The 26,738-nt window shown below is 61.7% G+C and carries 23 protein-coding genes, 1 tRNA gene and 2 pseudogenes; 14 read left to right on the forward strand and 12 right to left on the reverse strand.

The genetic code is table 11. The features are described from left to right. Positions 1-14: 14 nt before the first annotated feature. Positions 15-836, forward strand: coding sequence for a transglutaminase family protein (locus HNQ66_RS09910; RefSeq protein ID WP_184143640.1), 822 nt, complete (start codon positions 15-17; stop codon positions 834-836). A gap of 36 nt (positions 837-872) precedes the next feature. Here the strand turns inward: HNQ66_RS09910 and HNQ66_RS09915 are convergent, their stop codons facing one another. The 7 genes from HNQ66_RS09915 to chvE all read right to left on the reverse strand — a co-directional run bounded on the left by HNQ66_RS09915 (position 873) and on the right by chvE (position 10,039). Beyond that, positions 873-1,505: a hypothetical protein gene (locus HNQ66_RS09915; protein WP_210308728.1), complete on the reverse strand. Its 633-nt coding sequence runs from the start codon at positions 1,503-1,505 to the stop codon at positions 873-875. Positions 1,506-1,702: 197 nt separating this feature from the next. Beyond that, positions 1,703-3,442 carry an L-arabinonate dehydratase gene (gene araD / locus HNQ66_RS09920; RefSeq protein ID WP_184143642.1) on the reverse strand — a complete coding sequence of 580 codons (1,740 nt, stop codon included), beginning with the start codon at positions 3,440-3,442 and terminating at the stop codon, positions 1,703-1,705. Positions 3,443-3,491: 49 nt separating this feature from the next. Next, positions 3,492-4,925, reverse strand: coding sequence for an aldehyde dehydrogenase family protein (locus HNQ66_RS09925; protein WP_184143644.1), 1,434 nt, complete (start codon positions 4,923-4,925; stop codon positions 3,492-3,494). Between the two features lie 56 nt (positions 4,926-4,981). After that, the gene (araD1, locus tag HNQ66_RS09930; RefSeq protein WP_184143646.1) at positions 4,982-5,977 is read right to left on the reverse strand and encodes an AraD1 family protein; all 996 of its coding nucleotides are present in this window, start codon (positions 5,975-5,977) and stop codon (positions 4,982-4,984) included. 126 nt (positions 5,978-6,103) lie between these two features. Next, entirely contained in the window at positions 6,104-7,312 is a 1,209-nt protein-coding gene (gene mmsB, locus HNQ66_RS09935) for a multiple monosaccharide ABC transporter permease (protein ID WP_184143648.1), read from the reverse strand. Further along, positions 7,312-8,847 carry a multiple monosaccharide ABC transporter ATP-binding protein gene (mmsA, locus tag HNQ66_RS09940; RefSeq protein WP_184143650.1) on the reverse strand — a complete coding sequence of 512 codons (1,536 nt, stop codon included), beginning with the start codon at positions 8,845-8,847 and terminating at the stop codon, positions 7,312-7,314. The genes mmsB and mmsA overlap by 1 nt, the downstream gene beginning before the upstream one ends. 118 nt (positions 8,848-8,965) lie before the next feature. Beyond that, positions 8,966-10,039 carry a multiple monosaccharide ABC transporter substrate-binding protein gene (gene chvE, locus HNQ66_RS09945; protein ID WP_184143652.1) on the reverse strand — a complete coding sequence of 358 codons (1,074 nt, stop codon included), beginning with the start codon at positions 10,037-10,039 and terminating at the stop codon, positions 8,966-8,968. A 254-nt stretch (positions 10,040-10,293) separates the two neighbouring features. Here chvE and HNQ66_RS09950 point away from each other — a divergent pair, with 254 nt between their 5' ends. Then, complete coding sequence (locus tag HNQ66_RS09950; protein WP_184143654.1) at positions 10,294-11,301, forward strand: LysR family transcriptional regulator; 1,008 nt, start codon at positions 10,294-10,296, stop codon at positions 11,299-11,301. A gap of 13 nt (positions 11,302-11,314) precedes the next feature. Next, positions 11,315-11,791 carry a hypothetical protein gene (locus tag HNQ66_RS09955; protein WP_184143656.1) on the forward strand — a complete coding sequence of 159 codons (477 nt, stop codon included), beginning with the start codon at positions 11,315-11,317 and terminating at the stop codon, positions 11,789-11,791. Here HNQ66_RS09955 and HNQ66_RS09960 read toward each other — a convergent pair. Continuing rightward, positions 11,788-12,012 (reverse strand): hypothetical protein, encoded by a 225-nt coding sequence (locus HNQ66_RS09960; protein ID WP_184143658.1) that lies wholly within the window; start codon positions 12,010-12,012, stop codon positions 11,788-11,790. The two genes, HNQ66_RS09955 and HNQ66_RS09960, sit on opposite strands and share 4 nt — an antisense overlap. 276 nt (positions 12,013-12,288) lie before the next feature. Between HNQ66_RS09960 and iolG the strand changes: the two genes are divergently transcribed. After that, a complete protein-coding gene (iolG, locus tag HNQ66_RS09965) occupies positions 12,289-13,281 on the forward strand; it encodes an inositol 2-dehydrogenase (RefSeq protein WP_184143660.1) in 993 nt (330 codons plus the stop codon). A gap of 429 nt (positions 13,282-13,710) precedes the next feature. Here iolG and HNQ66_RS09970 read toward each other — a convergent pair whose 3' ends face one another. After that, on the reverse strand, positions 13,711-14,931 hold the full coding sequence (locus tag HNQ66_RS09970; RefSeq protein WP_184143661.1) for an ROK family transcriptional regulator: 1,221 nt from the start codon (positions 14,929-14,931) through the stop codon (positions 13,711-13,713). A 246-nt stretch (positions 14,932-15,177) separates the two neighbouring features. Here HNQ66_RS09970 and xylF point away from each other — a divergent pair, with 246 nt between their 5' ends. The 7 genes and pseudogenes from xylF to HNQ66_RS23845 form a co-directional block, all read left to right on the forward strand. Continuing rightward, entirely contained in the window at positions 15,178-16,221 is a 1,044-nt protein-coding gene (gene xylF / locus HNQ66_RS09975; RefSeq protein WP_184143663.1) for a D-xylose ABC transporter substrate-binding protein, read from the forward strand. Positions 16,222-16,394: 173 nt separating this feature from the next. Next, positions 16,395-17,708 (forward strand): sugar ABC transporter permease, encoded by a 1,314-nt coding sequence (locus HNQ66_RS09980; protein WP_184143665.1) that lies wholly within the window; start codon positions 16,395-16,397, stop codon positions 17,706-17,708. 14 nt (positions 17,709-17,722) lie between these two features. Further along, a complete protein-coding gene (locus tag HNQ66_RS09985; RefSeq protein WP_184143667.1) occupies positions 17,723-18,508 on the forward strand; it encodes an ATP-binding cassette domain-containing protein in 786 nt (261 codons plus the stop codon). 135 nt (positions 18,509-18,643) lie between these two features. Beyond that, positions 18,644-18,720, forward strand: a tRNA-Arg gene (locus tag HNQ66_RS09990). Between the two features lie 203 nt (positions 18,721-18,923). After that, on the forward strand, positions 18,924-20,378 hold the full coding sequence (locus HNQ66_RS09995) for a tyrosine-type recombinase/integrase (protein WP_184143669.1): 1,455 nt from the start codon (positions 18,924-18,926) through the stop codon (positions 20,376-20,378). 277 nt (positions 20,379-20,655) lie between these two features. Then, positions 20,656-21,054, forward strand: a pseudogene (locus HNQ66_RS23840) (flagellin N-terminal helical domain-containing protein); the annotation flags it as partial. Positions 21,055-22,065: 1,011 nt separating this feature from the next. Beyond that, positions 22,066-22,368, forward strand: a pseudogene (locus HNQ66_RS23845) (flagellin); the annotation flags it as partial. Between the two features lie 3 nt (positions 22,369-22,371). On the opposite strand, the gene HNQ66_RS10005 reads toward HNQ66_RS23845, so the two are convergent. Beyond that, a complete protein-coding gene (locus tag HNQ66_RS10005; protein ID WP_184143673.1) occupies positions 22,372-22,635 on the reverse strand; it encodes a sunset domain-containing protein in 264 nt (87 codons plus the stop codon). Positions 22,636-22,785: 150 nt separating this feature from the next. On the opposite strand from HNQ66_RS10005, the gene HNQ66_RS10010 reads away from it, so the two are divergent. Both HNQ66_RS10010 and HNQ66_RS10015 read left to right on the forward strand, forming a co-directional pair. Beyond that, positions 22,786-23,232 (forward strand): hypothetical protein, encoded by a 447-nt coding sequence (locus HNQ66_RS10010; RefSeq protein ID WP_184143675.1) that lies wholly within the window; start codon positions 22,786-22,788, stop codon positions 23,230-23,232. Positions 23,233-23,546: 314 nt separating this feature from the next. Further along, entirely contained in the window at positions 23,547-24,308 is a 762-nt protein-coding gene (locus HNQ66_RS10015) for a DUF2958 domain-containing protein (protein ID WP_184143677.1), read from the forward strand. A gap of 33 nt (positions 24,309-24,341) precedes the next feature. Here HNQ66_RS10015 and HNQ66_RS10020 read toward each other — a convergent pair whose 3' ends face one another. Beyond that, positions 24,342-25,715 (reverse strand): hypothetical protein, encoded by a 1,374-nt coding sequence (locus HNQ66_RS10020; RefSeq protein ID WP_184143679.1) that lies wholly within the window; start codon positions 25,713-25,715, stop codon positions 24,342-24,344. Positions 25,716-25,823: 108 nt separating this feature from the next. On the opposite strand from HNQ66_RS10020, the gene HNQ66_RS10025 reads away from it, so the two are divergent. Continuing rightward, on the forward strand, positions 25,824-26,117 hold the full coding sequence (locus HNQ66_RS10025) for a DUF6626 family protein (protein ID WP_184143681.1): 294 nt from the start codon (positions 25,824-25,826) through the stop codon (positions 26,115-26,117). A gap of 62 nt (positions 26,118-26,179) precedes the next feature. On the opposite strand, the gene HNQ66_RS10030 is transcribed toward HNQ66_RS10025, so the two are convergent. After that, positions 26,180-26,647, reverse strand: a complete 468-nt coding sequence (locus HNQ66_RS10030) for a hypothetical protein (protein ID WP_184143683.1) — start codon at positions 26,645-26,647, stop codon at positions 26,180-26,182. Between the last annotated feature and the right edge of the window lie 91 nt (positions 26,648-26,738).

The raw sequence follows: 26,738 nt of genomic DNA on the forward strand, positions 1-26,738 counted from the left end.
ACCGGAGCCAAGCCATGCGACTGAAGATCAGCCATGTGACGGAATACCACTATGACGACCCGGTGCAGTATTCCCTGCAGCGGCTTCGCCTGACGCCGAAGAGCCAGCCGGGCCAGACCGTGCGCAACTGGAAGACCACCGTCCAGGGCGCCCATGTGGAGGCCGGCTATACCGACCATTTCGGCAACCATGTCGACCTCGTCAGCACGAATGCCGAGCAGGTGTCGATCCGCATCGTCGCGGAGGGCGAGGTGGAGACGGAGGACCGGGCCGGCGTCTACGGCCCGCATCAGGGCTTCGTGCCGCTCTGGCTCTACCTGCGCGAGACGCCGCTCACCAAGCCCGGCAAGCTGGTGCGCGAGCTCGCCAAGGCGACGAACGGCGACAACGAGCTTGCCCGCATGCATGCGCTGATGGGCATGCTGCACGAGACCGTGGCCTACAGGCCCGGCGAGACGGCATCCGACACGCCCGCCGAACAGGCACTGGAGAAGAAGCAGGGCGTCTGCCAGGACCACGCCCATATCCTCATTTCTGCCGCCCGCCATCTCGGCATCCCGGCGCGCTACGTCTCGGGCTACCTGCTGATGGACGACCCGGAGCAGACGGCAAGCCATGCCTGGGCGGAGGTGCACCTTCAGGGCCTCGGCTGGGTCGGTTTCGATGCGGCCAACAAGATCTGCCCGGACGAACGCTATATCCGCCTCTCCACCGGCCTCGACTACAAGGACGCCGCACCCGTTTCCGGCATGGTGATGGGCAAGGCGGCCGAGACGATGAACGTTTCCATCAAGGTCGAGGCGGCCGGGCAGAGCCAGTCGCAAAGCCAGAGCTGACGGCGGCAGCCCTCCGTGCTGCCGCCATCAGCCCGTTCACCGCGAAGCCGTCTCCAGCAGGCGGCAGAGCTTCACCAGCGCCGCATCGTAGCCGCCGCCGGAAACCCCGCGGCAGCGCTTGATCAGTTGCAGGCGCTCGGCCTGCGGCATCTGCGAGAACTGGCGCAGGATATCGCGGTTGCGTTCATTGCCGCCGGGAGCGGCGGCATCGTCACCGCCGCCGAGGCCGAGGCCGATATCGGCGTCGAGCAGGCTGCCCTGCCCGACATTGGCATCGACACCGGCGCGAAGGCCGTTACGCCCGCCGACATTGGCGTTGACGTCCGCATCGACCAGGCCGCGCGATCCGCCGACATTCGCCTTGACGTCCGCGTTCACACCGTTGCCGCCGCCGATCGAGGCGGTCGTGCCGGAATCGACCAGCCCGCGCGAGCCGCCGATGCTGGTGCTCGACTTCGCGTTGACACCGTTCGATCCGCCGACACTGGCGCCGACATCGGCACCCGCAACGCTCTTGCCGCCGACGGACGCGCCGACATCGGCCTTGACGCCGCCGACGCTGACGCCGAGATCCAGCGCATCTGCCTGAAAAGGCACGACGAGAACCGCCGCAACCAGCATCGATGCCGGGAGACTGGAGATCGAGACTTCGCGTTTCTTCCTGAACATGGAACCCTCCTTTCAACGACCGGCCCGGGATGGGATCGGTATCTGGGGTTGAAAGAAGAAGGTTTGCGGCCGGTTCCTTGCACGCGGCGGTAGCCGCTCGACAGGGCAAAGGAAACGTTGCCACCGGCACCGGAACGCGGCCATCCGTGCCGGAACGAAACAGAGCGGGCGCGGCCTTGAAACCGCGCCCGGAAAGGTCAGTGGCTGTCCTTGCCGACGGCGCTGCCGCGGCAGCCCTTGAGGAAGTCGAGGTCGGCGCCGGTATCGGCCCCCTGCACATGCTGCTGGTGCAGCCAGGCATAGCCCGATTCCGGCAGCTCGTGGTTCGGCTTCCATTCGGCGAGCCGGCGCGCCAGCTCTTCCTCGGAAATATCGAGATGCAGGCGGCGGTTCGGCACGTCCAGCTCGATCATGTCGCCGGACTTGACGACCGCGAGCGGGCCGCCGACGGCCGCTTCCGGCGAGGTGTGCAGCACGACGGTGCCGTAGGCCGTGCCGGACATGCGGGCATCCGAGATGCGCACCATGTCGGTGATGCCCTTTTTGAGCACCTTCGGCGGCAGGCCCATGTTGCCGACCTCGGCCATGCCCGGATAGCCCTTCGGGCCACAGTTCTTCATGACCATGACGCAGGTCTCGTCGATGTCGAGATTGTCGTCGTTGATCCTGGCCTTGTAGTCGTCGATGTCCTCGAAGACGACCGCGCGGCCGCGATGCGTCAGGAGATGCGGCGAGGCCGCCGAGGGCTTCAGCACCGCGCCCTTGGGGGCGAGGTTGCCGCGCAGCACGACGATGCCGCCGGACTGCGTCAGCGCCTTCTCGGCGGGCAGGATCACGTCCTCGTTCCAGTTGACGACGTCCTTGACCTCGTCCCAGATCGCTTCGCCCGAAACCGTCAGCGCATCCTTGTGCAGGAGGCCCGCTTCGCCGAGGCGCTTCAGCACCACCGGCAGGCCGCCGGCATAGAAGAACTCTTCCATCAGGTACTTGCCGGACGGCATCAGGTTGACGATGGTCGGCACGTCACGTCCGCAGCGGTCCCAGTCGTCCAGCGAAAGGTCGATGCCGACACGGCCGGCGATCGCCAGCAGGTGGATCACCGCATTGGTCGAGCCGCCGATGGCCGCATTGGTGCGGATGGCGTTCTCGAAGGCTTCCTTCGTGAGGATGTCGGAGGGCTTCAGGTCGTCCTTGACCATCTGCACGATGCGGCGGCCGGTGATCTGCGCCATCACCTTGCGGCGCGAATCGACCGCCGGGATCGCGGCATTGCCGGAAAGCGCCATGCCGAGGGCCTCGGCCATCGAGGCCATGGTCGACGCGGTGCCCATGGTGTTGCATGTGCCCGACGAGCGGCTCATCGAGGCTTCCGCCTCGAGGAATTCGGCCTGCGTCATCTCGCCAGCCTTCACCATCTCGGAGAACTTCCACAGGTGCGTGCCGGAGCCGACGCGCTCGCCGCGGAAATAGCCGTTCAGCATCGGACCGCCGGTGACGACGATGGAGGGCAGGTCGACCGAGGCGGCCGCCATCAGCAGCGACGGCGTGGTCTTGTCACAGCCGACCATCAGCACGCAGCCGTCCATCGGCTGGCCGCGGATCGTCTCCTCCACCGCGAGCGCGGCGAGGTTGCGGTACATCATCGCCGTGGGGCGGAAGGTGTTTTCGGAGGCCGAGAACACGGGCACTTCCATCGGGAAGCCGCCGGCCTCCCAGATGCCGGCCTTCACCTTTTCGGCGAGCTCGCGCAGGTGGCCGTTGCACGGCGTCATGTCCGACCAGGTGTTGAGGATGCCGATGACCGGGCGGCCGTCGAACAGGTCGTGCGGATAGCCCTGGTTCTTCATCCAGCCACGGTGGTAGATCACGTCGCGGCTGGTTCCGCCGTACCATTCCTGCGAGCGCAGCCTGCGCGGCCATTCAGCTTTCTTCTTCATCTCTTCCAGTCCTCGAAGGGACCGCCCGGAAAACCCGGACGGCTTTGTCTCACGCCAGCGTGTAGGCGGTCTTGACGGTCGTATAGAATTCGTTGGCGTACTTGCCCTGCTCGCGCGAGCCGAAGGACGAGCCCTTGCGGCCGCCGAAGGGAACGTGGAAATCGACGCCCGCCGTCGGCAGGTTCACCATGACCATGCCGGCCTCCGCATTGCGCTTGAAGTGCGTGGCGTGCTTGAGGCTCGTGGTGGCGATGCCGGAGGAAAGGCCGAAGGGCGTGTCGTTGGCGACGGCAAGCGCCTCCTCGTAGTCCTTGACGCGGATGACCGCGGCGACCGGCCCGAAGATCTCCTCGCGGGAAATCCGCATGTCGTTCGTCGCCTCGGTGAAGAGCGCGGGCGAAAGATAGAAGCCGGGCGTCTCGCACTTCAGCAATTCGCCGCCGAAGGCGAGCTTCGCACCTTCCTTTTGACCGATCTCGATATAGTCGGTGTCCTGTTTGAGCTGGCTCTCGTCGACCACCGGGCCGATATGCGTGCCGGCCTTCAGCGCGTCGTCAACGACGATACTCTTCAGCCGCTCGCCGACGGCCGCGACGAAGCGGTCGTGGATGCCTTCCGTGACGATGACGCGCGAGGAGGCCGTGCAGCGCTGGCCGGTGGAGAAGAAGGCCGAGTTGACGGCCGCTTCCACGGCGACATTGAGGTCCGCGTCGTCGAGCACGACGAAGGGGTTCTTGCCGCCCATTTCGAGCTGGTACTTGCGGTTATGCTCGACCGAGGCGACGGCGACGCGCTTGCCCGTGCCGGTGGAGCCGGTGAAGGTGATGGCGTTGACGTCGGGGCTGTCCAGCATGGTCTGGCCGACCACCGAGCCCTTGCCCATGACGAGGTTGAGCACGCCCTTCGGCAGGCCGGCGCGATGGAGGATGTCGACGATGGCCCAGGAGCAGCCGGGCACCAATTCGGCCGGCTTGAAGACGACCGTGTTGCCATAGCAGAGCGCCGGGGCGATCTTCCAGGCGGGAATGGCGATGGGGAAATTCCAGGGCGTGATGATGCCGACGACGCCAACGGCCTCGCGGGTGATCTCGACGCCGATGTTCGGCCGCACGGAGGGCAGCGTCTCGCCGGCAAGGCGCAGGGTCTCGCCCGCGAAGAAATCGAAGATCTGGCCGGCGCGCACCGTCTCGCCGATGCCTTCGGCCAGCGTCTTGCCCTCTTCGCGCGAGAGCAGGCGGCCGAGTTCGTCCTTGCGGGCGAGAATCTCGTCGGCGGTCTTCCGCAGGATCGCGTGGCGCTCCAGGATGCCCGAGCGCGACCAGGCCGGGAACGCGGCCTTCGCGGCGGCGATCGCCGCCTTCGTATCCTCGACGGAGGCGCGGGCATACTCGCCGATCACGTCGTTGGTGTTCGACGGGTTGATGTTCTTCACACCGTCCGCGCCGACCCATTCGCCGGCAATCAGGTTCTGGTGGATGGTCATGGCGCAAGGCCTCCTGTCATTCCCTCGGCGACCCGCCGGGCGGGCCGCCGCATCGGTTACAATTGGCGGATTTCGATCGTCTCTTCCTTGGCAATTGCCAAAGGATTGCGCAGCGGCAGGCCGAAACCGTCCGCGCCGATCTCGAACACATCGCCCTCTTCCGTGCGGATGCCGTCGCCGAAGGACAGCGTGGCCGTGCCGAACATGTGGACATGCACGTCGCCCGGCACACGGAATAGACCGTACTTGAAATGATGGTACTCAAGGTTGGCGAAGGTATGGGACATGTTCGCCTCGCCTGAGACGAAGGGCTTTTCCCAAAGCACCTTGCCGCCGCGCACGATGCGCGAGAAGCCGCGGATATCGTCCGGCGGGCTGCCCACGCGGATTTCCGGGCCGAAGCTCGCCTGGCGCAGCTTGGAATGGGCGAGGTAGAGATAGTTGATGCGCTCCGTGACGTGGTCGGAGAATTCGTTCGACACGGCAAAACCGATGCGGAAGGGCGAGCCGTCGGTGGCGATCACGTAGATGCCGGCCATTTCCGGCTCCTCGCCGCCGTCGAGCGCGAAGGAGGGCGACGTCAGCGCGGCGCCGGGCGCGACGGCCGCAACGCCGTTGCCCTTGTAGAACCATTCCGGCTGGACGCCCGTCTCGCCGGCCTTCGGCTTGCCGTTCTCAAGGCCCATGCGGAACATCTTCATGGAATCCGTCAGCGTCTCCTCAGTCGCTTCCGACGTCTTCTTGTGCATGGAATCGCGCGTGGCGGCGGAGCCGAGATGGGTAAGGCCCGTGCCCGTCAGGTGCAGGTGCGCGGCATCGGGATGGGTGATCGGCGACAGGAAACGGCCGGCGGCATAGGCCGCTTCCAGATCGACCTCCTCGCCAAGCCCCTTCTCCTCGATGACGGCCTTCAGCGGGCGGCCGCTATCGGCCGCTTCCATGGCGAGCGCATAGACGCTGCCGGCGCCCTTGACGGCGCGGGCCTTGCCGCCCTCCTCGCGCACCGCGACGGTGATCGAGCCATCGGCATTTGCTACCTGCGAAATCAGCATTTCCGTATCCTTCCTGAAGCCTTTTCGGCCAAAGCTCCGCACTTGCGGCAGACAGGCGTCACCGCACTGGCCGCGCCGGCGGCCGGTCAAGCACTCTTGCAATCCTTGCGGCTGGCCGGTTTCCGGTCAGCCTTTGTTCTTGTTGTAGACGTCGAAGAACACGGCGGCGAGCAGCACCAGGCCCTTGATGAGCTGCTGGTAATCGATGCCGATGCCCATGATCGACATGCCGTTGTTCATGACGCCCATGATGAAGGCGCCGATGACCGCGCCGGTGATCTTGCCGACGCCGCCCGAGGCCGATGCGCCGCCGATGAAGCAGGCCGCGATGACGTCGAGCTCGGAGCCGACACCGGCCTTCGGCGTCGCCGAATTGAGGCGTGCGGCGATGATCATGCCGGCGAGCGCGGCGAGCGCCCCCATGTTGACGAAGGTGTAGAAGGTCAGCCGCTCGGTGTTGATGCCCGAGAGCTTGGCCGCCTTCTCGTTGCCGCCCATGGCGTAGATGCGCCGGCCGATCGTCGTGCGCGTCGTCACGAAGGTGTAGAGCGCGATGAGGACGCCCATGATGACGAGCACGTTCGGCAGGCCGCGATAGGTCGAGAGCTGGAAGCCGAGGAAGATCGCCACCACGCCGGTGACCGCCATCTGGATGACGAAGAAGGTGAAGGGCTCGTTCTCCGTCTCGTGCAGCACGTTCATGCGCCGCTCGCGCAGGCCCGCATAGATGGCGTAGCCGACGAGCAGCAGCACCGCGATGAGCGCGACATAGTTCTTGATGAGGCTCGTTGCCGGGTCGGTCAGCGACAGGAAATCCGGCACGAAGCCCGTGGAGAGGATCTGGAATTCCTTCGGGAACGGGCCGACCGGCCGGCCGCCGAGCGCCACATAGGTCATGCCGCGGAAGACGAGCATGCCGGCGAGCGTGACGATGAAGGACGGGATCTTCTGGTAGGCGACCCAGTAGCCCTGCGCCGCCCCCATGGCTGCGCCGATGAGGATGGACAGCGGCACGACGATAATCGCCGGCATGTTCCACTTCACCAGCATGATCGCCGATATGCCGCCGATGAAGGCGACGATGGAGCCGACCGACAGGTCGATATGCCCCGCCACGATGATCAGCAGCATGCCTAGCGCCATGATGACGATGAACGAGTTCTGCAGCACCAGGTTGGTGATGTTGACCGGGCGGAAGAGCACGCCGTTGGTGACGACCTGGAAGAAGACCATGATGACGACGAGCGCCACGAGCAGGCCGTATTCACGGATGTTCTTGCGAAGGTAGTCGCCCACCGAATGCTGGGTCGTCTTGGTCGCGGTATCGGTGGCCATTAGTGTTTCTCCCCGGAGCGCATGATGGCGCGCATGATGGATTCCTGGCTTGCTTCCGCCTTGGAGAGCTCGGCCACGATGCGTCCTTCGTTCATGACATAGATGCGATCGCAGGTCCCGAGCAGTTCCGGCATCTCCGACGAGATCATCAGGATGCCCTTGCCCTCGGCGGCAAGCTGGTTGATGATGGAATAGATTTCGAACTTGGCGCCGACATCGATGCCGCGCGTGGGTTCGTCGAGGATCAGCACCTCGGGATTGGTGAACAGCCACTTCGACAGCACGACCTTCTGCTGGTTGCCGCCGGAAAGGTTGACGGCTTCCTGGTAGATCGAGTGCGAGCGGATGCGAAGCTGCGAGCGGTAGCCGGAGGCGACCTTGGCCTCCTGGTGGCTGTCGATGACCGTCGCCCTGGAAACGCCCTTGAGGTTGGCGAGCGTCGTGTTGTGCATGATGTTGTCGATCAGCACGAGGCCGAGCTGCTTGCGGTCCTCGGTCACGTAGGCAAAGCCCGCCTCGACGGCCTTGGGGATCGTCGAGACGTCCACCGGCTTGCCGCGCATGAAGACCTCGCCGGTGATCTTGTGTCCCCAGCTCTTGCCGAAGAGGCTCATCGCCGTCTCGGTGCGGCCCGCGCCCATGAGGCCGGCGATGCCGACGACCTCGCCGGCGCGCACCGTGAAGCTCACGTCATGCAGGAACTGCCGGTCGCGGTGCTGCTGGTGGAAGACGTTCCAGTTCTTCACCTCCAGCAGCGTCTCGCCGATCTTCGGCTCGCGCGGGGGGTAGCGGTCCTCCATCTCGCGGCCGACCATGCCCTTGATGATGCGGTCCTCGGAGATGTCCTCGTTGTGACAGTCGAGCGTCTCGACCGTGCCGCCGTCGCGCAGGATGGTGATCTGGTCGGCGACCTTTTTGATCTCGTTCAGCTTGTGCGAGATGATGATGGAGGTCATGCCCTGCGAGCGGAACTCCATGAGCAGCTTCAGCAGCGCGTCGGAGTCCTTCTCGTTGAGCGAGGCGGTCGGCTCGTCGAGGATGAGCAGGCGCACCTTCTTGGAAAGCGCCTTGGCGATCTCCACGAGCTGCTGCTTGCCCACGCCGATATCGGTGATCAGCGTGCCCGGCGGCTCCTTGAGGCCGACCTTGTCGAGCAGCTCCTGCGTGCGGCGGAAGGTCTTCTTCCAGTCGATGACACCGTTCGACGCCACCTCGTTGCCGAGGAAGATGTTCTCGGCGATCGACAGCAGCGGCACGAGCGCCAGTTCCTGGTGGATGATGATGATGCCCAGATGCTCGCTGTCGGAGATCGTGGAGAAACGACGGACTTCGCCGTCGAAATGGATTTCGCCCTCATAGGAGCCGGCCGGATAGACGCCGCTCAACACTTTCATGAGGGTGGATTTGCCGGCGCCGTTTTCGCCGACAAGGGCGTGGATCTCGCCTTCGCGGACCTTCAGGTTGACGTTGTCGAGCGCCTTTACGCCCGGGAACGTCTTCGTGATGCCACGCATTTCGAGAAGGGTCTTGCTCATATACAGTTTCCAGCGGCCATCCCCTGCCTCGTGACAGGGAAAGCGAGCCTATTCGCTCTGCGATCCGGATAAAAGAGGGTTCGCGCATAAAGCGCGAACCCCGGAGAAGGAAGAACGATCAGTTCTTCAGCTGGTCGGCCGTGTAGTAGCCGGAGTCCTCGACGAGGATCTTCTCGGCGTTCGACTTGTCGACGGCGACGGGCTTCAGCAGGTAGGACGGAACGACCTTGACGCCGTTGTCGTAGGTCTTGGTGTCGTTCACTTCCGGCTCCTTGCCTTCCATGATCGCGTTGACCATGCCGACCGTGACCTTGGCCAGTTCGCGCGTGTCCTTGAAGACCGTCGAATACTGTTCGTCGGCGAGGATCGACTTGACGGACGGCAGTTCGGCGTCCTGGCCGGTCACGACGGCGATCGGCTGGTCGGCCGAGCCGTAGCCGACGCCCTTGAGGGCCGACAGGATGCCGATGGACAGGCCGTCATAGGGCGAAAGAACGCCATCGACGCGGCCGTCGGTGTAGGTCGAGGACAGGAGGTTTTCCATGCGGGCCTGAGCGACCGCACCGTCCCAACGCAGCGTGCCGACGGTTTCCATGCCCGTCTGGCCCGACTTGATGACGATGTCGCCCTTGTCGATCAGCGGCTGGAGAACCGACATGGCGCCGTCGTAGAAGAAGAAGGCGTTGTTGTCGTCCGGCGAACCGCCGAAGAGTTCGACGTTCCACGGCTTGGTGTTCGGGAACTTGGCCTTCAGGCCGTCGACGAGGCTGGTGGCCTGGAGGACGCCGACCTGGAAGTTGTCGAAGGTGGCGTAGTAGTCGACATTGCCCGAATCGCGGATCAGGCGGTCATAGGCGATGACCTTCACGCCGGCGTCGGCAGCCTTCTGCAGGATGTCGGAGAGCGTCGTGCCGTCGATGGCGCCGATGACGAGAACCTTGGCGCCCTTGGTGACCATGTTCTCGATCTGGGCGAGCTGGTTCGGGATATCGTCGTCGGCGAACTGCAGGTCCGGGGTGTAGCCGGCTTCCTTGAACAGCTTTTCCATCGTCTCGCCGTCCGAAATCCAGCGGGTCGAGGTCTTGGTGGGCATGGAGATGCCGACCATGCCCTTGTCCTGGGCAAACGACGGCGCCACGAACGACGCGACGCTGATGGCGGCAGCGGCGAGAAGCGAAGTGATCATTTTCATTGAAAGGTCTCTCCCTTGTGCGCACTGGCCGGACCCGGCCAGGCTTTGATCTGTGCGCGGGCGGGGTCGCCTTCAGACGACGGCCTGGACTGGTCGGGCAAAGGCCCGCCGGCCCCCACTCCCAAGGACCCCAGCGCACATTCGCGAAACCTCTCCTGAATTGCCATAACTGTCAAATGCAATAAGCTTCTAATGCGATATCAAAATTGATATACGACAACGGAAATATAATATTTTTACCGAACGGAGTAACGATGCGTTTGAACGAAGACGCCGACGAACAGCTCTTTCCCGGCGAGGGCGGCAGCGACCTGCAGGGCATCGGCCTGCTGCGCTCCGGCCTGAAACTCAGCCACCTGCGCATGATCGTGGCCATCGAGGAACACAAGCAGGTGAGCGCGGCGGCCGACGCGCTCAACATCTCCCAGCCCGCCGCTTCGCGCATGCTGACGGAAATGGAAACGATCCTCAAGGCGCAATTGTGCGAGCGCGTCTCGCGCGGCGTGGCGCTCACCGCCTTCGGGCGCGCCTTCGCGCGGCGCGCACGCACCATCCTCCTGGAATTGCGCGAGGTCGACCGCGAGCTCTCGGCGCTGAAGTCGGGCACCGGCGGCTCGGTCTTCCTCGGCGCGGTGACGGCGCCCGCCATCAGCCTTGCCGTGCCGGCGATCCAGCAGGTCAGCGCCGCCTATCCCGGCATCGAGGTGAACGTGCGCGTGGAGACGAGCAACGTGCTCGCCCGCGAGCTCCTCGCCGCCCGGCAGGACTTCATCATCGCCCGCGTGCCGGACGACCTCAATCCGCGCCTCTTCAACGTCACCGAGATCGGCATCGAGAAGGCCTGCCTCATCGTGCGCAAGGGCCATCCGCTGGCGGAAAAACCCATCGTCGGCCTTGCCGACCTGCCGCATTTCGACTGGGTGTTCCAGCCGGCCGGCACGTTGCTCCGGCGGCGCATCGAGGAGCTGTTCATCGCCGGCGGCGTGCCGCTGCCCGCCACGGTCGTCAACACCTCGTCGATCCTTCTCACCACCGCCATCGTCTGCGGCTCGAACGCCATCGCGCCCGTCGCGCGCGACATGGCCGTCTTCATCGCCGATGTCGGCGCGCAGGCCGGCGAGATTTCCATCCTCAACACGGATTTCGAGATCGACATCAAGCCCTACAGCCTTATCTCCGTAAAGGGCCGGGCGCTCCCCCCGAGCGCCAAACTGCTCTATGATCTGATCCTTCAACGCAGCCGGATGCTTTCGCCGGATTGAGGAGAGACCATCCATGTTCGGCATGACCGTTTTCGAATCGGTGCTGGAGCGGCTGAAGGCCGAGGCGCGCGAAGCGGCGGAAGATCTTCCGGCGGACGACGAAGACATCGCCATGGAGGTCCGCGGCCTTCCCGCCGGCTTTGCCGGGCTGGGCATGGGCAAGACCTTCGTTTCCGCCCCGCAGGCCGCCGCCGCCTATCTCGACCTCTACGAGGAACCGGCACCGCCGCCCGAAGAGCCGCCACCGGCGCCGCCGCACCTCCTGCGCACCGCGCCGGAGGAAGTGGCGGAAGACCTTGCGCTGACGGGCCGGGAGAGCGTGGAGGACCTGCTTGCCCGCCGCCGCGCCTTCGCGCGCGACAACCACCCCGACCGCGCACCGGCGGACCTTCGCACCAACGCGACGCTGCGCATGAAGATCGCCAACATGCTGATCGACGAGACGATCCGGCGGATCGAGGTGGAGCGCAGCCTCGGCCTGAGGGGTTAGCCTTCCGTTCCGCCGCCCTCTTCCGGGGATTTCGGCGGCGAGGGCTTGAAGAAGAGGATGAGGTTGGCGAAGGCATAGGCCGTGACGGCGAGGAAGATCATGCCCCAGGCCTGCTGGCCGTTGTAGAACTCCACGCCCGTCCAGGCGGCGCAGGCGGCGACCAGCAGCACCCGCCGCCAGAGCGGGCGGTAGAACGGATGGTCGGGATCGATGAACTTCATGGAGGTCTCCTGTCGCCTTGCGCGCCTACATAGGCGGTTTTTCTTCCGGGGGAAACCGCCCTTGCGTGTCCCGCCCGGCGCCCCGCAGGCTTGACGCCTCCGGCAAGAAATGGAACACTTGTTCCAAAGATTACCGATTACGGCTCATCCATTCCGTTTTGGATGGAATCGCATAGAGAAACACCCGCGGCAAGCCGCGGCGCTTTTGCGGGACGCGAGCGAATCGCCCCGCCCCTTTCCGCCGCGAAGGCTTGCGGCATAGCAGAGAGAATGAAGATGACTGTGAGATTTGGCCTCCTCGGCGCAGGGCGCATCGGCAAGGTCCATGCCAAGGCCGTGTCCGGCAATGCCGATGCCGTGCTCGTCGCCGTCGCGGATGCGTTTCCCGCCGCCGCCGAGGCCATCGCCGGGCAATACGGCTGCGAGGTCCGCACCATCGAGGCGATCGAAGCCGCAGGCGACATCGACGCCGTCGTGATCTGCACGCCGACCGACACCCATGCCGACCTCATCGAGCGCTTCTCGCGCGCCGGCAAGGCGATCTTCTGCGAAAAGCCGATCGACCTCGACGTCGGGCGCGTCAGGGCCTGCATGAAGGTTGTGGAGGAGACCAACGGCAAGCTGATGGTCGGCTTCAACCGCCGCTTCGACCCGCATTTCATGGCCGTGCGCAAGGCCATCGACGAGGGCCGCATCGGCGAGGTCGAGATGGTGACCATCACATCGCGCGATCCCGGCGCCCCGCCGGTCGACTACATCAAGCGCTCGGGCGGCATCTTCCGCGACATGACGATCCACGACTTCGACATGGCCCGCTTCCTGCTGGGCGAGGAGATCGCCTCCGTCTTCGCGACCGCCGCCGTGCTGGTCGATCCGGAGATCGGCAAGGCCGGCGACTATGACAGCGTCTCCGTCATCCTCCAGACGAAATCCGGCAGGCAGGCGGTCATCTCCAATTCCCGCCGCGCCACCTACGGCTACGACCAGCGCATCGAGGTGCACGGCTCGAAGGGCATGGTCTCGGCCGAGAACCAGCGCCCGGTCTCCATCGAGGTCGCCAACGGCGAGGGCTATACCCGTCCGCCGCTGCACGACTTCTTCATGACCCGCTACACGGAAGCCTATGCCAACGAGATCGCCGCCTTCATCGCTGCCATCGAGAAGGGCGCGACGATCTCCCCCTCCGGCGCCGACGGCCTCGCCGCCCTCGCACTCGCCGACGCGGCCGTGAAGTCCGTGGAAGAAAAGCGCCAGATCCCCGTCGCCTGACGGCCCCTCCTCCCAAGGCAACTGGCCGGGCGAGAAATCGCCCGGTCTTTTTTGTGGAGGGTGTGTTGCCGGTTCACTTGTGCAGGAGCCTCTATTGCCCCTGCCCCCCGCCTCTGCCCTTGTCCCTGCCTCCGCCCCCGCCCCACTCTCCATCGTCATCCTCGGGCTTGACCCGAGGATCCACACCTCGCCCGCAGCGGGTGCCGCATGGATGCTCGGGTCAAGCCCGAGCATGACGGAGGAGAGGTTCAGGGTAGAGGAGAGGTTCAGGGTAGAGGAGAGGTTCGGGATGGAGGAGAGGTTCTGGGTGGAGGAAAGGTCGGGCTACATTCAATGCTTGAACTCGGGCCCTAAGCGATGCTTGAGCCAACCTTTGCGGTACCTGAGCCAGCCTTTGCGATGCCCAACCAGCCTTCGCAGCCTCCCCCCTCAATCCCCCACAGCTTTCGCCGCGATGATATCGTGGTCCATCTCCGCCAGCGCGCGGTCGAGATGGCCTTCCAGTACCAGCGTCGCCTCCTCCGGCACGACGGAGATCGGCGGGGCGCCGAAGAGGCGGATCTGCTGCGATTGTGCCAATCCCTCCTCGATCCCGCGCTGGATGAGGTCGTAATAGCGCGTGCCGGGCCCGGTGATGGCGATCGGCATGTTGTCGTAGAGGCTCACCATGCGCGAAAGCCCCTGCCCCAGCGCAAGGCCGGCCTGGCGGAAGGCGTATTCCGACATGCGGTGGCCCTGCCGCGCGCGCAGCGCGATCTTGTCCATCTCGGCGAGCGGCACGAATTTCGCGGGGATCGTATCGGGCGGCACCTCGAAGGCGGTGCGCAGGATGCCGTAGAAGCCGGCCGAGGCCTCGATGCAGCCTTGCGAGCCGCAGCGACACAATTTGCCGTCCGACGAATTCAGCATGTGCCCGAAATTCGGCGCCGTCACCGTCAGCTCGCCGGACCGCTCGCGCCGCGCGATGCCGAGCCCGATGCTGTGGCCGAGCGAGAGCGCGGCGACGGCCTGCAGGTTCTCCGCCCCCGCCTTTTCCATGCGCAGCGCCATGGCATGGGCGACGAGCAGGGTTTCGTTGCTGATGAGGATCTTCGCGCGCCAGCGCGGCGAAAGCAGCGCGGCGAAATCCACCTGCCGCTCCCCAAAGACCGGCGACCAGACGAGGAGGGCGTGCGCGGGATCGACGAGGCCCTTGCTGCTGATCGACACGACCAGCACCCGCTCCCGCGCGATCTGCGAGCGCTCCGCCAGCCTGTCGAGCGCGGCGACGAAGGCGTCGGCAAAGGGCTGCGTCGAGGAATCCGCATGGTTGCGCGCCTCCTCGAAACGGTCGATCAGCGTGCCGCCGTAGTCGGCCAGCGAATATTGCACGGCATCGGAGGAGATGCGCACGGTGACGAGGTAGCCGGCATCGCGCCGCTGGCCGAAGATGACGCGCGGCCGGCCCCGCGAGGCGGACGCCTGCTGCTCGCGCCGCTCCAGCACTTCCGCCTTTTCCAGCTCCGCCGTGATGGCCGAGACCGTAGCCGAGGCAAGGCCCGTGTGGTGGGAAATATCCGTATGGGCAAGCGGCCCGTGCCGGCGCAGCGAGGCGAGGACCAGCGCACTGTTCTGCTGACGCACAAGCTCCGTGCTCGACTTCACCAGCATCGCCCGTTTCCGCCCGCTTTCACTTGCTGCAACACATGCCCCTCCCAAAGCATCTGTCACGCCGCCGTTCAAGACCCGTCAAAGGCTTGTTGACAGCCTTCGAAAGTTCTGACATCTATTTTCTCGACTGTCGAGAAAAAAGTCCCGGCATCACCGGGAGGGGCATCTGGACAGTATTATCGTGATCGGTCGTTGATTGGGCGGGAGGTTCGCCCGGACGGCCGGTATTCACTTGGGAGGATAATTATGAAATCCGTTCTGAAGCTGATGGCAGGGGCTGCCATCATCGTTTCCATGCATTCGGCCGTCGCGCACGCCAAGGACCTGGTGGTCGGCGTCTCCTGGTCCAACTTCCAGGAAGAGCGCTGGAAAACCGACGAAGCCGCCATCAAGGCTGCGCTCGAGGCCTCCGGCGACAAGTACATTTCGGCTGACGCCCAGTCCTCCGCCGCAAAGCAGCTGACCGACATCGAATCCCTGATCTCGCAGGGCGCCAACGCCCTCATCGTTCTCGCCCAGGATTCCGAAGCCATCGGCCCGGCCATCGAAAAGGCCGCGGCTGAAGGCATCCCGGTCGTCGGCTACGACCGCCTGATCGAGAACCCGGCCGCCTTCTACATCACCTTCGACAACAAGGAAGTCGGCCGCATGCAGGCCCGCGAAGTCTTCAAGGTGAAGCCGGAAGGCAACTATGTCTTCATCAAGGGCTCGTCTTCCGACCCGAACGCCGACTTCCTCTTCGCAGGCCAGCAGGAAGTGCTGAAGGAAGCCATCGACGCCGGCAAGATCAAGAATGTCGGCGAAGCCTACACCGATGGCTGGAAGCCGGAAAACGCCCAGAAGAACATGGAACAGTTCCTGACGGCGAACGACAACAAGGTCGACGCGGTCGTCGCATCGAACGACGGCACGGCCGGCGGTGCGATCGCAGCGCTTGCCGCACAGGGCCTTGCCGGCTCCGTTCCGGTCTCCGGCCAGGACGCCGACCACGCCGCGCTCAACCGCGTCGCGCTCGGCACGCAGACTGTCTCGGTCTGGAAGGACTCGCGTGAACTCGGCAAGCGCGCCGCCGAAATCGCGGCCGAACTTGCCGGCGGCAAGACCATGGACGACATCGAAGGCGTGACGACCTTCAACGGCGGCCCGAAGGGCGTCGAGATGAAATCGGTCTTCCTCGCACCGCTGCCGATCACCAAGGACAACCTGAACGTCGTCATCGACGCCGGCTGGATCTCCAAGGAAACGGCTTGCCAGGGCGTCAAGGCCGGCACGCTCGCAGCCTGCGACTGAACCGGACCACCGGACTGACCTGACCATTGCCGGGCGCCGCAACGTGAAACGTTGCGGCGCTTGCGCAAGATGGGCAGCGGGCGGAGGATGAGGCGGCGACACATCCTCGAGCGGGCCCCGTCCCGAAAACGCCCGGACGACACGTTCAACAGAAGTGGGGGAACGGCAAAGCCATGGCCGACATCACGAATACCGCAGCTGCCAATCGCGCGCGCTTGGCCAGCGAAAATCCGGTGAAGCGCTTCTTCCGCGCCACCGAAATCGACACCCGCCTGCTCGGCATGGTCGGCGCCATGCTGATCATCTGGATCGGCTTCGACATCCTGTCGGGCGGCCTGTTCCTGACGCCGCGCAACCTCTGGAACCTTTCCGTCCAGACCGCCTCCGTCGCCGTGATGGCGACCGGCATGGTGCTCGTCATCGTCACGCGCAACATCGACCTGTCCGTCGGCTCCATCCTCGGCGTCGTCGGCATGACCATGGGCGTGCTGCAAGCCGAACTGCTACCCCAGTTGCTCGGCTTCGAGCATCCGGCCATCTGGATCATCACGCTCGCCGCCGGCCTCCTGCTCGGCGCGGCCATCGGCGCATTGCAGGGCTTCATCGTCGCCTTCCTCAACGTGCCGTCCTTCATCGTCACGCTCGGCGGCCTTCTCGTCTGGCGCGGCGCCACCTGGTTCGTCACCAGCGGCCGCACGGTCGCTCCCATGGACGCGACCTTCCGCCTGATGGGCGGCGGCACCAACGGCTCCATCGGCGCGACCGCCAGCTGGATCGTCGGGGCGCTGGCCTGCATCGCCATCGTCGCGACGATCGCCAATTCGCGCAAGCAGCGCAAGCGCTTCGGCTTCCCGTTGCGTCCCATGTGGGCCGAATATTTCCTCGTCGCCGTCGGCTGTGCCGTGGTGCTCGGCGCCGTCACCGTCGTCAATTCCTATCCCTGGCCGGTCGCCATCGCCCGCAAGTTCGCCGACGCCAACGGCATCGCCTGGCCCGAAGGCGGCCTCTTCATCCCGCACGGCATCGCCATCCCCGTACTGATCGCCATCGTCGTCGGCATCGTCATGACCTTCATCTCGACGCGCCTGCGCTTCGGCCGCTACGTCTTCGCGCTCGGCGGCAACCCGGAGGCGGCCGAGCTTGCCGGCATCAAGACCCGCTGGGTGACGGTGAAGATCTTCGCGCTGATGGGCGTGCTGTGCGCCGTCGCCGCCGCCATCTCCACCGCCCGCCTCAATGCCGCGACCAACGCGCAGGGCGAGCTCGACGAGCTCTACACGATTGCCGCGGCCGTGATCGGCGGCACGTCGCTCGCCGGCGGCATGGGCACAATCGCTGGCGCCATGCTCGGCGCCCTCGTCATGCAATCGCTGCAATCGGGCATGGTGCTGGTCGGCATCGACACGCCGTTCCAGCGCATCGTCGTCGGTGTGGTCCTCGTCGTCGCCGTCTGGCTCGACACGATCTACCGCGCCCGCGCCAAGTAAGAGGAGCCCACCCAATGACGGACACCCGTACGCCCCTCGTGGAGATGAAGAACATCTCCATCTCCTTCGGCGGCATCCATGCCGTGGACAATGCCTCGGTCGATCTCTATCCCGGCGAGGTCGTGGCTTTGCTCGGCCATAACGGCGCCGGCAAGTCGACGCTGATCAAGGTCCTCTCCGGCGCCTACAAGCGCGACAGCGGCGAGATCCTGATCAACGGCGAGCCCGCCGAGATCACCAATCCGCGCGACGCCAAGAAATACGGCATCGAGACGATCTACCAGACGCTCGCCGTCGCCGACAACGTGGACGCGGCCGCCAACCTCTATCTCGGCCGCGAGCTGCGCACCCCCTGGGGCACGCTCGACGACGTGGCGATGGAGGCCAAGACCCGCGAGGTCATGGGCCGCCTCAACCCGAACTTCCAGCGCTTCAAGGAGCCGGTGAAAGCGCTTTCCGGCGGCCAGCGCCAATCGGTGGCGATCGCGCGCGCGATCCTCTTCGACGCCCGCATCCTCATCATGGACGAGCCGACGGCCGCGCTCGGGCCCCAGGAGACGGCGCAGGTCGGCGAATTGATCAAGCAGCTCAAGAAGGAAGGCATCGGCATCTTCCTCATCAGCCACGACATCCACGACGTCTTCGACCTCGCCGACCGCGTCTCGGTGATGAAGAACGGCCAGGTCGTCGGCCACGCCCGCACCGAGGACGTGACGAAGGACGAGGTGCTCGGCATGATCATCCTCGGCAAGGTCCCGGAAAAGGCCATCCCCGGCCCCGGCGCCATGCAGACCGCCTGACCCAAGAAAAAGCCGCCGGCCCACCCCGGCGGCTTTTCCCTTGAAAGAGATAGCCTTCCCGCAATTTCCCGATTGAAGCCCGCCCCCACCTGGGCTAAGAACCCCTCATCGGACAGACGAGTCATCGTCAGGCAAGCACCCGTAGCTCAGCTGGATAGAGTGTTGGATTCCGATTCCAAAGGTCGTAGGTTCGAATCCTACCGGGTGCGCCATTGAACTAATTGATTTCATTGACGTATCAGCTTTCGCTTGCCCTCGTGTGCAACGGAAATATGTTAGCTCAGTCTTAGCTCAGCAGCGCATGCCGTTCGGAATTTCTCAATGATTTCAATGTAGCGTCCCGGGGCTCGGACACGGAGTTAGCGCAGTTTCAGCGCAGCGCTCCGACGAAAGTAACTCCGTTGGAGCCTAGGTTATGTTGCAGCGTACCGAATCGCCGAATACCCCTTTCACGCTTTTCCAGCGCGAAGGCACCCGCAATTGGTCCATGCGCTATTCGCTCGGCGGCAGGCAGATCAAGAAGTCGCTCGGCATCGCTGACTATGATTCTGCTCTCCAGCGCGCGAACGAGATTTATCACGAGCAAAAATATCGGCATAAGCAGGGCCTATCACTGGTCCCGCACGCCTTCCATGATGTCGCCGAAGAATTCATAGAAAAGGTCTGCGCGGAAGCTGAGCGAGGTGAGCGCAGCCATTATCACCCGACATTCTGGCCGCCGATAATCCGGCGCTTTCCTGTTGCATACTTCGGGGACAAGGCCATCGACCTCATCACGACCGCCGACGCCGAACGCTATCTGGAATGGCGCAAAACCTATTGGACGACTGGGCCGGGATCGAAAATCGAGAAAATCCGTTGCGAGCGGGAAGATGGCCGCGTCTTCTCCCGCGCTGCCCCGCGCAAGGTCGCTGCACTGACGACCATGAAGGGCGAGATGGTCATTCTCCGCGAGCTTTTCCGTCAGGCTTCACGATGGGGCTATTGCAAGCCTTTGGAGTTACCAACCGTCGAAGCGAGAAAAAAGCCAGACAATCGCCGTCCGGGCTTCAAACCAGAAGAATACGAAAAGCTGATTGCCAAGAGCATTGAGCGCATTAATGAACACCACACAAATCTGAAAGTCATCAAGGCCAAGGATGGCCGTGTTTGGACACAGAAAGCCGTTACGGAAGGCATCCGAGCTGACCGCGTCCGATTGCACGCTTACATCGAGCTCTTGGCAAATTCCGGCCTGCGCCCCACCGAGGCTAAGAACCTGACCTGGGGCGATATTTCTCTATTTCGCGAAACGCGGCACCTCCCCTTGCATCAACAGGACGCTCGTCTGGCGGTGCGGGGCAAAGGCAAACATGGCAGCGCCGTGCCTCTGTATGGGGCACTCTCCGCACTGGGCATGCTCTGGGATCTATTCATCCACGAGATCGGCCGCGAACCAAGGGATGAAGACCCAGTTTTCGCAGATGAAAATGGTCAGCGCATCTTGTCGTTCAAGAATGGGTTGAGGGCGCTGCTGACGGCAGCTGGCTTGGAGAAAGACAACCGCGGCATACGTCGAACATCTTACTCATTCCGTCACTTTTACATCTCACAGATGCTCGCAAACAACGTTTCGGTTCACCACGTCGCCCGCAATACCCGCACATCGCTTGCTATGATCGACAAGCACTATGCTCAGGTGAATACCGAGCAAATCAAGGAGTTCCTTCGCCCCGGCCAGGAGGAATTCGCGAACGAGCCTATTCTGCTCGACGATGACACGTACGATGAAATCAAACTGCTGGAGCGACGGATCGAGGAGCTGAAGTGCAGCGGATTAGAAGCGTCTTACGATAGGAACCGCAGAGGCCTTCAGAGAAGTGACCGGTAGCGATTGCCGTCCCCCATTTTGAGCGTCGGAATCGAAATTAACTTCCTATTAACTATGCAGGTTGTAGCAACGATTCATCAGGAATTTGCAGCTTCATGAACACATCATTGAGCTGAAGCTGCACTCTACGTGGGTGCGAATCTTTCGCGTAGGGTTACGGTCTCGCTATAATGGCGGGCACCCTTATGGGTTAACCGTTGAAGTGTCTCCATCATCGTTGAGCTTAAAGCCGATTGCATCGGTCGCCCTTGAGCTCGTCCTTGCTTTAGGCTTCAACATGACCAGCATCCTCACGAACACATCCGCAATGGCCGCGCTGCAAACCTTGCGCATGATCGACAGCAGTATGGCCGAGACACAACGGCAAGTCAGTTCGGGGCTTCGCGTTCAGATCGCAGCGGATAACGCGGCCTATTGGTCGATCTCCACTACGATGCGCTCCGATAACATGGCGCTATCTGCTGTCTCGGATGCCCTTGGCCTTGGCGCTGCCAAGGTTGATATTGCTTATGCCGCGACCACTTCGATTGTTGATATCCTCACCGAGTTTAAGGCTAGGCTGGTTGCGGCGAGCGAAGATGGCGTCGACCGCTCAAAAATACAGGAAGAACTCTCGCAGTTGAATGCTCAGGCTGAGAGTGTTGTTGCGTCGGCCAGCTTCAATGGAGTGAACTGGCTCAAAACGACAGCAGCTACACATCTGATGGAAACGCCAGACTTGAAAACTTCGACCCTCTCGTCTTTCGTCAGGACGTCAGATGGCTCGATTTCGTTGAAAGCGGCCGAAATTAACCTTAAAAACACAAGTATGCTTAATCTCGGCGGAGGCGGCATCCTTCAAAAAGAAATCGACGGCATCGGAGACATTGGCGGGTTTAGAGGAACGAACGCGAATTCTGTTGCGCACCAAGGTCACGAGTCCCATAACTTCACCGGCCCGGCAACTTTTGGCCTCGCAGATTACGTAGAATTTGACGTCGTTATTGATGCTGGCATTCATAGCCCTGGGGTGTCGTTTACGGGGCTTAGAATTGACAAGAATGTCGTCGACGTAGCTCTTGGAAGAACTGATGGAACGATCAGAACTGCATCCGAGATGCGGGCTGTTCTTCAGAAAGTTTTCACGGACAATTCCGTTCCTGCAACCGCATATGAAACTTTGTTCACTGGCGGTTCGAGTTCGCCCAGATTTGAAATCGGCTCGCTAGAAAATACGGGAGAGCCGGGCTCCAGTATCGATTTGTTCAATGTGATATCTGACTTCAACGGAGCATACCCCGCAGGCTTCGCCATGGGGTTAGAAAACCCACCCGTGGATAATCATGACAACATGTATCCGGTGGCGGGAATACAATTCACAAAGGGGTTTACGGTCTCACCGAGAGCGTCGTTTTGGTTTGATGTCCAAGTTGGGCCGTCTGCGTCAGCCACCTATGTCGTCGACAGGGCGGTGGTAGATGCAGCTCTTGGCTCGACAGACGGCTATATCGGTGATGCCACTGCACTTGCCACCGTGATCGAATATGTCACCGCCGGTAGTGGACTGACTGCGACACCAACAGGAAACGGAATTACTTTCGCGGCCGATCAAACGATGTATCCAGAGGCCGGGAATCGGGCGGCGAGAGTAAGCGTTGGAAATGTGCGGTCTGACCCGCCGTGGGCACTTATGTTTGACCTAGCCGAGATTGATGTGACGACCGAGGCTTTCACCGTTGACGAGTACATCGAGGGTGTTGAATACATGCTTCAACGATCGATATCGAGCGGTTCGGTTTTCGGTGCTCTTTCGAAGAGGATCGAGATGCAGACCGAGTTCACCGCCAAAATGATGGCGACAATTGATAAAGGTATCGGTCGACTGGTGGATGCCGATATGAACGAGGCATCGACCCGGCTCAAGGCGCTTCAAACACAAGAGCAGCTTGCAATCCAGTCTCTATCCATTGCCAATGCGAGCGCTGAAAACATCATGCAGTTGTTCCGATAGTCCCTATCGATGCGCCTTGCGCCAACCGGCTTGACGTGCCTCATCCTCGGAGCAGAACCAGCGTTCACCATATTCACGGCGTATGACGGTCGAGTTGTAAAACTCCTGACCCCGAACATGATAGATGCGTTCGCCTGAGTTTATCGAGATATTGCCCTTGATGTCGCAGGCGGGGTCGTAGAGAGAGCGCGGCACGAAAGCATAGCCTCCGGTTCCAAGGAACACGGTCAACCAAGTGCCGGCGACGATCAAAGGAAACTTGCTCATAAGAGAAGAGTATGCTGTGCGTTTTTACATCACGTTGAGAAACACGTTAAAATTGTTGCGGCGGCACCTTGGAAAACATTCTTCGCTCGCCCTTTTGGCAGATGGCTGTATCCCGAGAACACGTTCAACGGTTTCGGAAAGGATCGCAGCATGTCCCACCTCAAGGCCCTCAAGCTCACTTCCGCCGTTCCGGCTCGCGCAACCGCCGATCCGGTGCAGCGTTCGCGGGAAAAGATGATTGCCGCACTGGCCGAGCAGAAGCAGATGGCGGAAGCAAAGATCGCCGGTCAGGCGTTCACGCCGACGCATGTCGTGCGCAAGAAGAACGCCGAAGGTGTCCGTGTCGAGGTCGAAGCGACCAAGCGTGTGCGTCAGGGTTGGTTCACCGACGGCAACGGAAAGGTGTTTTTCGCCCTGCGTTATGCCGGCAAGACCATCGAATTCGCCAAGGACAAGAATGCTGTCGAGATCGGCGAGCTTTCGGCGCTGCCGAAGGTCATCGACACGCTCGTTGAAGCTGTCCGGGCTGGCGAGCTTGACGCGCAGTTGACCGCCGCCGCCGTCGAACGCGGCAAGATGCTGCGCAAATCCGCATAAACAGCGCAGTTTTTTACCGGGTAAGCATCCGAAGGGCATGGGATCATTTGATCCCATGCCCTTCGTGCGTTCCGGCGTTGCTGCAATGTCATCAAAGAGCGTCACGGACGCGCGTTCGGTGCGGGGCGCTGCGCAACACTGTTTTCGGGCTGGGCCGCGTTCCTTGGCGCTTCTGTGCTTCTGCTTGACGCGCGTTACCCGCCGAACTTGGCCCCGGAAGCATGCGCACCGTCGCCATTGGTCCAAGCGGTTCTTTGAACTCGCCCTTTGCGCCATCTGGAATTTAGTTTCCGCCGAAATCGAGCGGAGACCAGATGCAGACCCCTTCAAACGACGATCACGACGAGACGCCCACGCAACCGCAAATCGACTTGGCGATGTTATTCATGACCGACCTGCATGTGGGGTCCGAACGGCTCTACAAGGTTAAGCGCAGGGGCACGTCGCTGAACCTGCGCTATGAGCTCGACGGCGTGATGCACCAGCGCAGCTATTTGTCGGCGCTGTCGTGGCGGGCGATTTTGCTGTTCGCATTGACAGAGGGAAAAACCGTCACCGTCCACGAAATGGACCAGCCAGGGCGATACCAGCGACTGTTCCCGAAAACCATGCTTCGCCGCCTTCAGTGGCATGCGCGACCGAATGCGAATTTCCCGCCGGTCGCCCGCCTCTACGATCCCAACAGCAAAGCCGTTATGCTGCTGACCCGCAACCGTATTTGTGGTCATGCTGTTGATGCGCTCCACAATCTCACCGATGGCGGGCCTGTATTTCAACCGTTGTGGATTTCCGACATCATGGCGTTACGGCCTATGCTCGGCATTGAGCTTTTCCACGACGAGGCTTTCTCAGCCACCATGCCGATCAGCGCGTATATCGAAGCCGCCGCTATCACAGGCCGAATTGTCGAGGAGCCGGAGCTTTCAGCTTTGCCTCTCACCGGCGACGTGTCCCGGCTTGCAACGCAGCCGTCATCGAAGGCAGTTCGCAGCGTCTTCGATCAAGCGTGCCGGGAAAATCCTGCATTGGAGGCGCTGCGGGGCCTGACCATATACGATGATTATTCGTTTGTATGAACGGAGGCAAAAAGTTCGGTGAACGAACTTTTGTCAATACGTCGCACCGCCGCGTTGATCACCACTGGCTTGCCTTATATCCGCGATATTACGCAGCCGCTCGGCAAGGCTAACGACGCTTCCGGCGCATCTGGATGTCTTGCTGACAGCGATCGCACCCGCAGGAATGTTGCCAACGCCCGGTCGCTGCAAGAGGCTGCTTTTGCTGGCATCAGTCCAGTTAGTATCCTGTACAATATTATTATACACAATAAGCGTTACGCCATTCCCCACATCGAAGATATCCGCATTACTCCTCGAAACACTGCGATTGTCTTCGACAACGAAAATCCCATTCATATCCGATACAACGTGACTTACTTTCATTTCATTAATATGGTGTCGAGTACCAGAACGGTCAGGCATCGCATTTGTCGATTTCTTACCGTCTTCAATCTCTTCACCAATTGAAATGCTCGAAGACATGACACGTTGAACACCGCTAGCCGATTTGTCTTTGGCTTGCCCGATAACAACGCGAAGCGATTGAAAGCCGGATCGCTCCAGACATAGCCAGTCCACATATGCGCGGATATCTTCGGCTGGCCACCAATTGCGTTCGGTTGGCTTTGCCTCATCGGCTTGTTCTGCCTCAATGAAGTCCTGAGCATCTGGCCGCTTGTAGTCGCACTCGATGCGGAATTTCAGGCAATAGCGGACGATATTCTGAATATTGTCGCCGGCATCGCGATATGCGCGAAATGGCTGGATATCCACCTGATATTTTGCCGTGTGGGTTTCCTTGCGCAAGACGCTGGCGATTTCTTCCGTGGTCAATCCGCCCTTGCGGACAATTGCATGAAGATGCGGACGCCAGATTGTTTTATCCGGGGCTTCCATTAGCGGAAAGCCCAATGCATCCAAGGCAATTCGCGTGTTTCGCCCGCACGTCTCGAAATCGCCAAAGCTCATGCGGTCGATTTCCCACCAACCTAACAAATGAAAATCATCCCAGCGATGATCTTTCTTGCGCTGGCGATCTATAAACGTGCGAAGACGGCGTTTTTCATTCTCCACGAGGTCAGTCATGCCGGCGAAGTCCAGTTGCGGCGGCAGCAGGATCGTTGCGAAGGCAAGCTCCTCGTTCGCTGCATCGCAAAATATCTTCTTGATGGCCTTTCCCGTTTGCACTGCGCGTTCCCGCATGTGGCAACGCGGGCAAAGCGGGACACCGCAATAATCGATATTGCCGTAATCATCGACCTCGCCACAGGTTTCCATCCAGCGTCGGGCCAGATGGTTCGCCGGAAGTGCCGCTTTCACATATTGGCGTTGAGCTTCGTTGGCCTTTGTCAGATATTTCATTTGGCGGCGTTCGTGACGGGTGAAGACACCCTTCGTCATCATATCCGCCTGTAGCTGTTCCATCCTTGTCTTCATTGAAAATCCCCCGCTGAAATAACGTGCTATTTATCCAGCACCATTTTAGCGCCGTGCCTTCTTGGAAATAAATATTTGTTTCAAGGAGATAGCAGAATGAAAATCAAAGACATCTACGAGGCATTGCGGGCGGATGGGTTGACCAGTTCGCAGATGGAGTTCTCGCGAATATGGCTCGGACGTAGCCCACGTTATTATTCGCACCTCATCGCCGTCGACCGAGAGCCGGGGCTTGCCACGCTTTGCGGAATTTCATGGCGGCTGAAGCGAATGCGCTTGGACAACTACCCGGCGCTGCTAGATTTCCAGCAGAAACTCGCCAGCGAAATCGAGCGCCGGGCAATAACCGATGTCCGCCGTTCCGGTCTACGAAGCCAGCGCTCTGTATAGACTTGCTTCGCCAGGCAGTTTTTCTGCGATCTCGGTCGAGACTTCGCAGCCGAAACGTCTAGTCATACAAAGTTATCCAAACATGGAATTTCGTCGGATCCATGGTAATGTAACTTCCAGTACATCGCTCGTGCCTGCCAATTATCCATGTTTTGATAAAATTCAGCTATAATGAAGCGTATGTTTGAAAATCCAGATTCCAAGTCAACCGTTGTTATGCTCGGCCCAAATTTCGTAAAATCCCTTAGCCAGGAATTTTCCTTCATTCGCTTAACGACACTGGCCTGATAGTAAAAGCGATAATCTGACTGATCGCCAACAGCGAGATCATAGCCAATATCCTCAAAAACTTCCTTTGTATCCGCAGGCCCTAACATCTGGAATGATTTCAGTATCGGGGTCTTGTGCGAGAAGATCCTCTTGCCGGCTACATATTTTTTCACAATGACGTCGACGCTATGACAAAGCATTGCATTCGTAATTGCGCGATGCATTGTGCCGAGATCGGTGGGCTTACTGAAATAGGTCATATCGATTTCCTTCGTGTGCGGCGGCATGCCAACAAACGTCATGTTCTCATTTCGCTGGATGATTAGGCTCGAAAGCGTAGCGACCTATCGT

The sequence above is a fragment of the Shinella fusca genome (assembly GCF_014203155.1).
Lineage (GTDB): Bacteria > Pseudomonadota > Alphaproteobacteria > Rhizobiales > Rhizobiaceae > Shinella > Shinella fusca.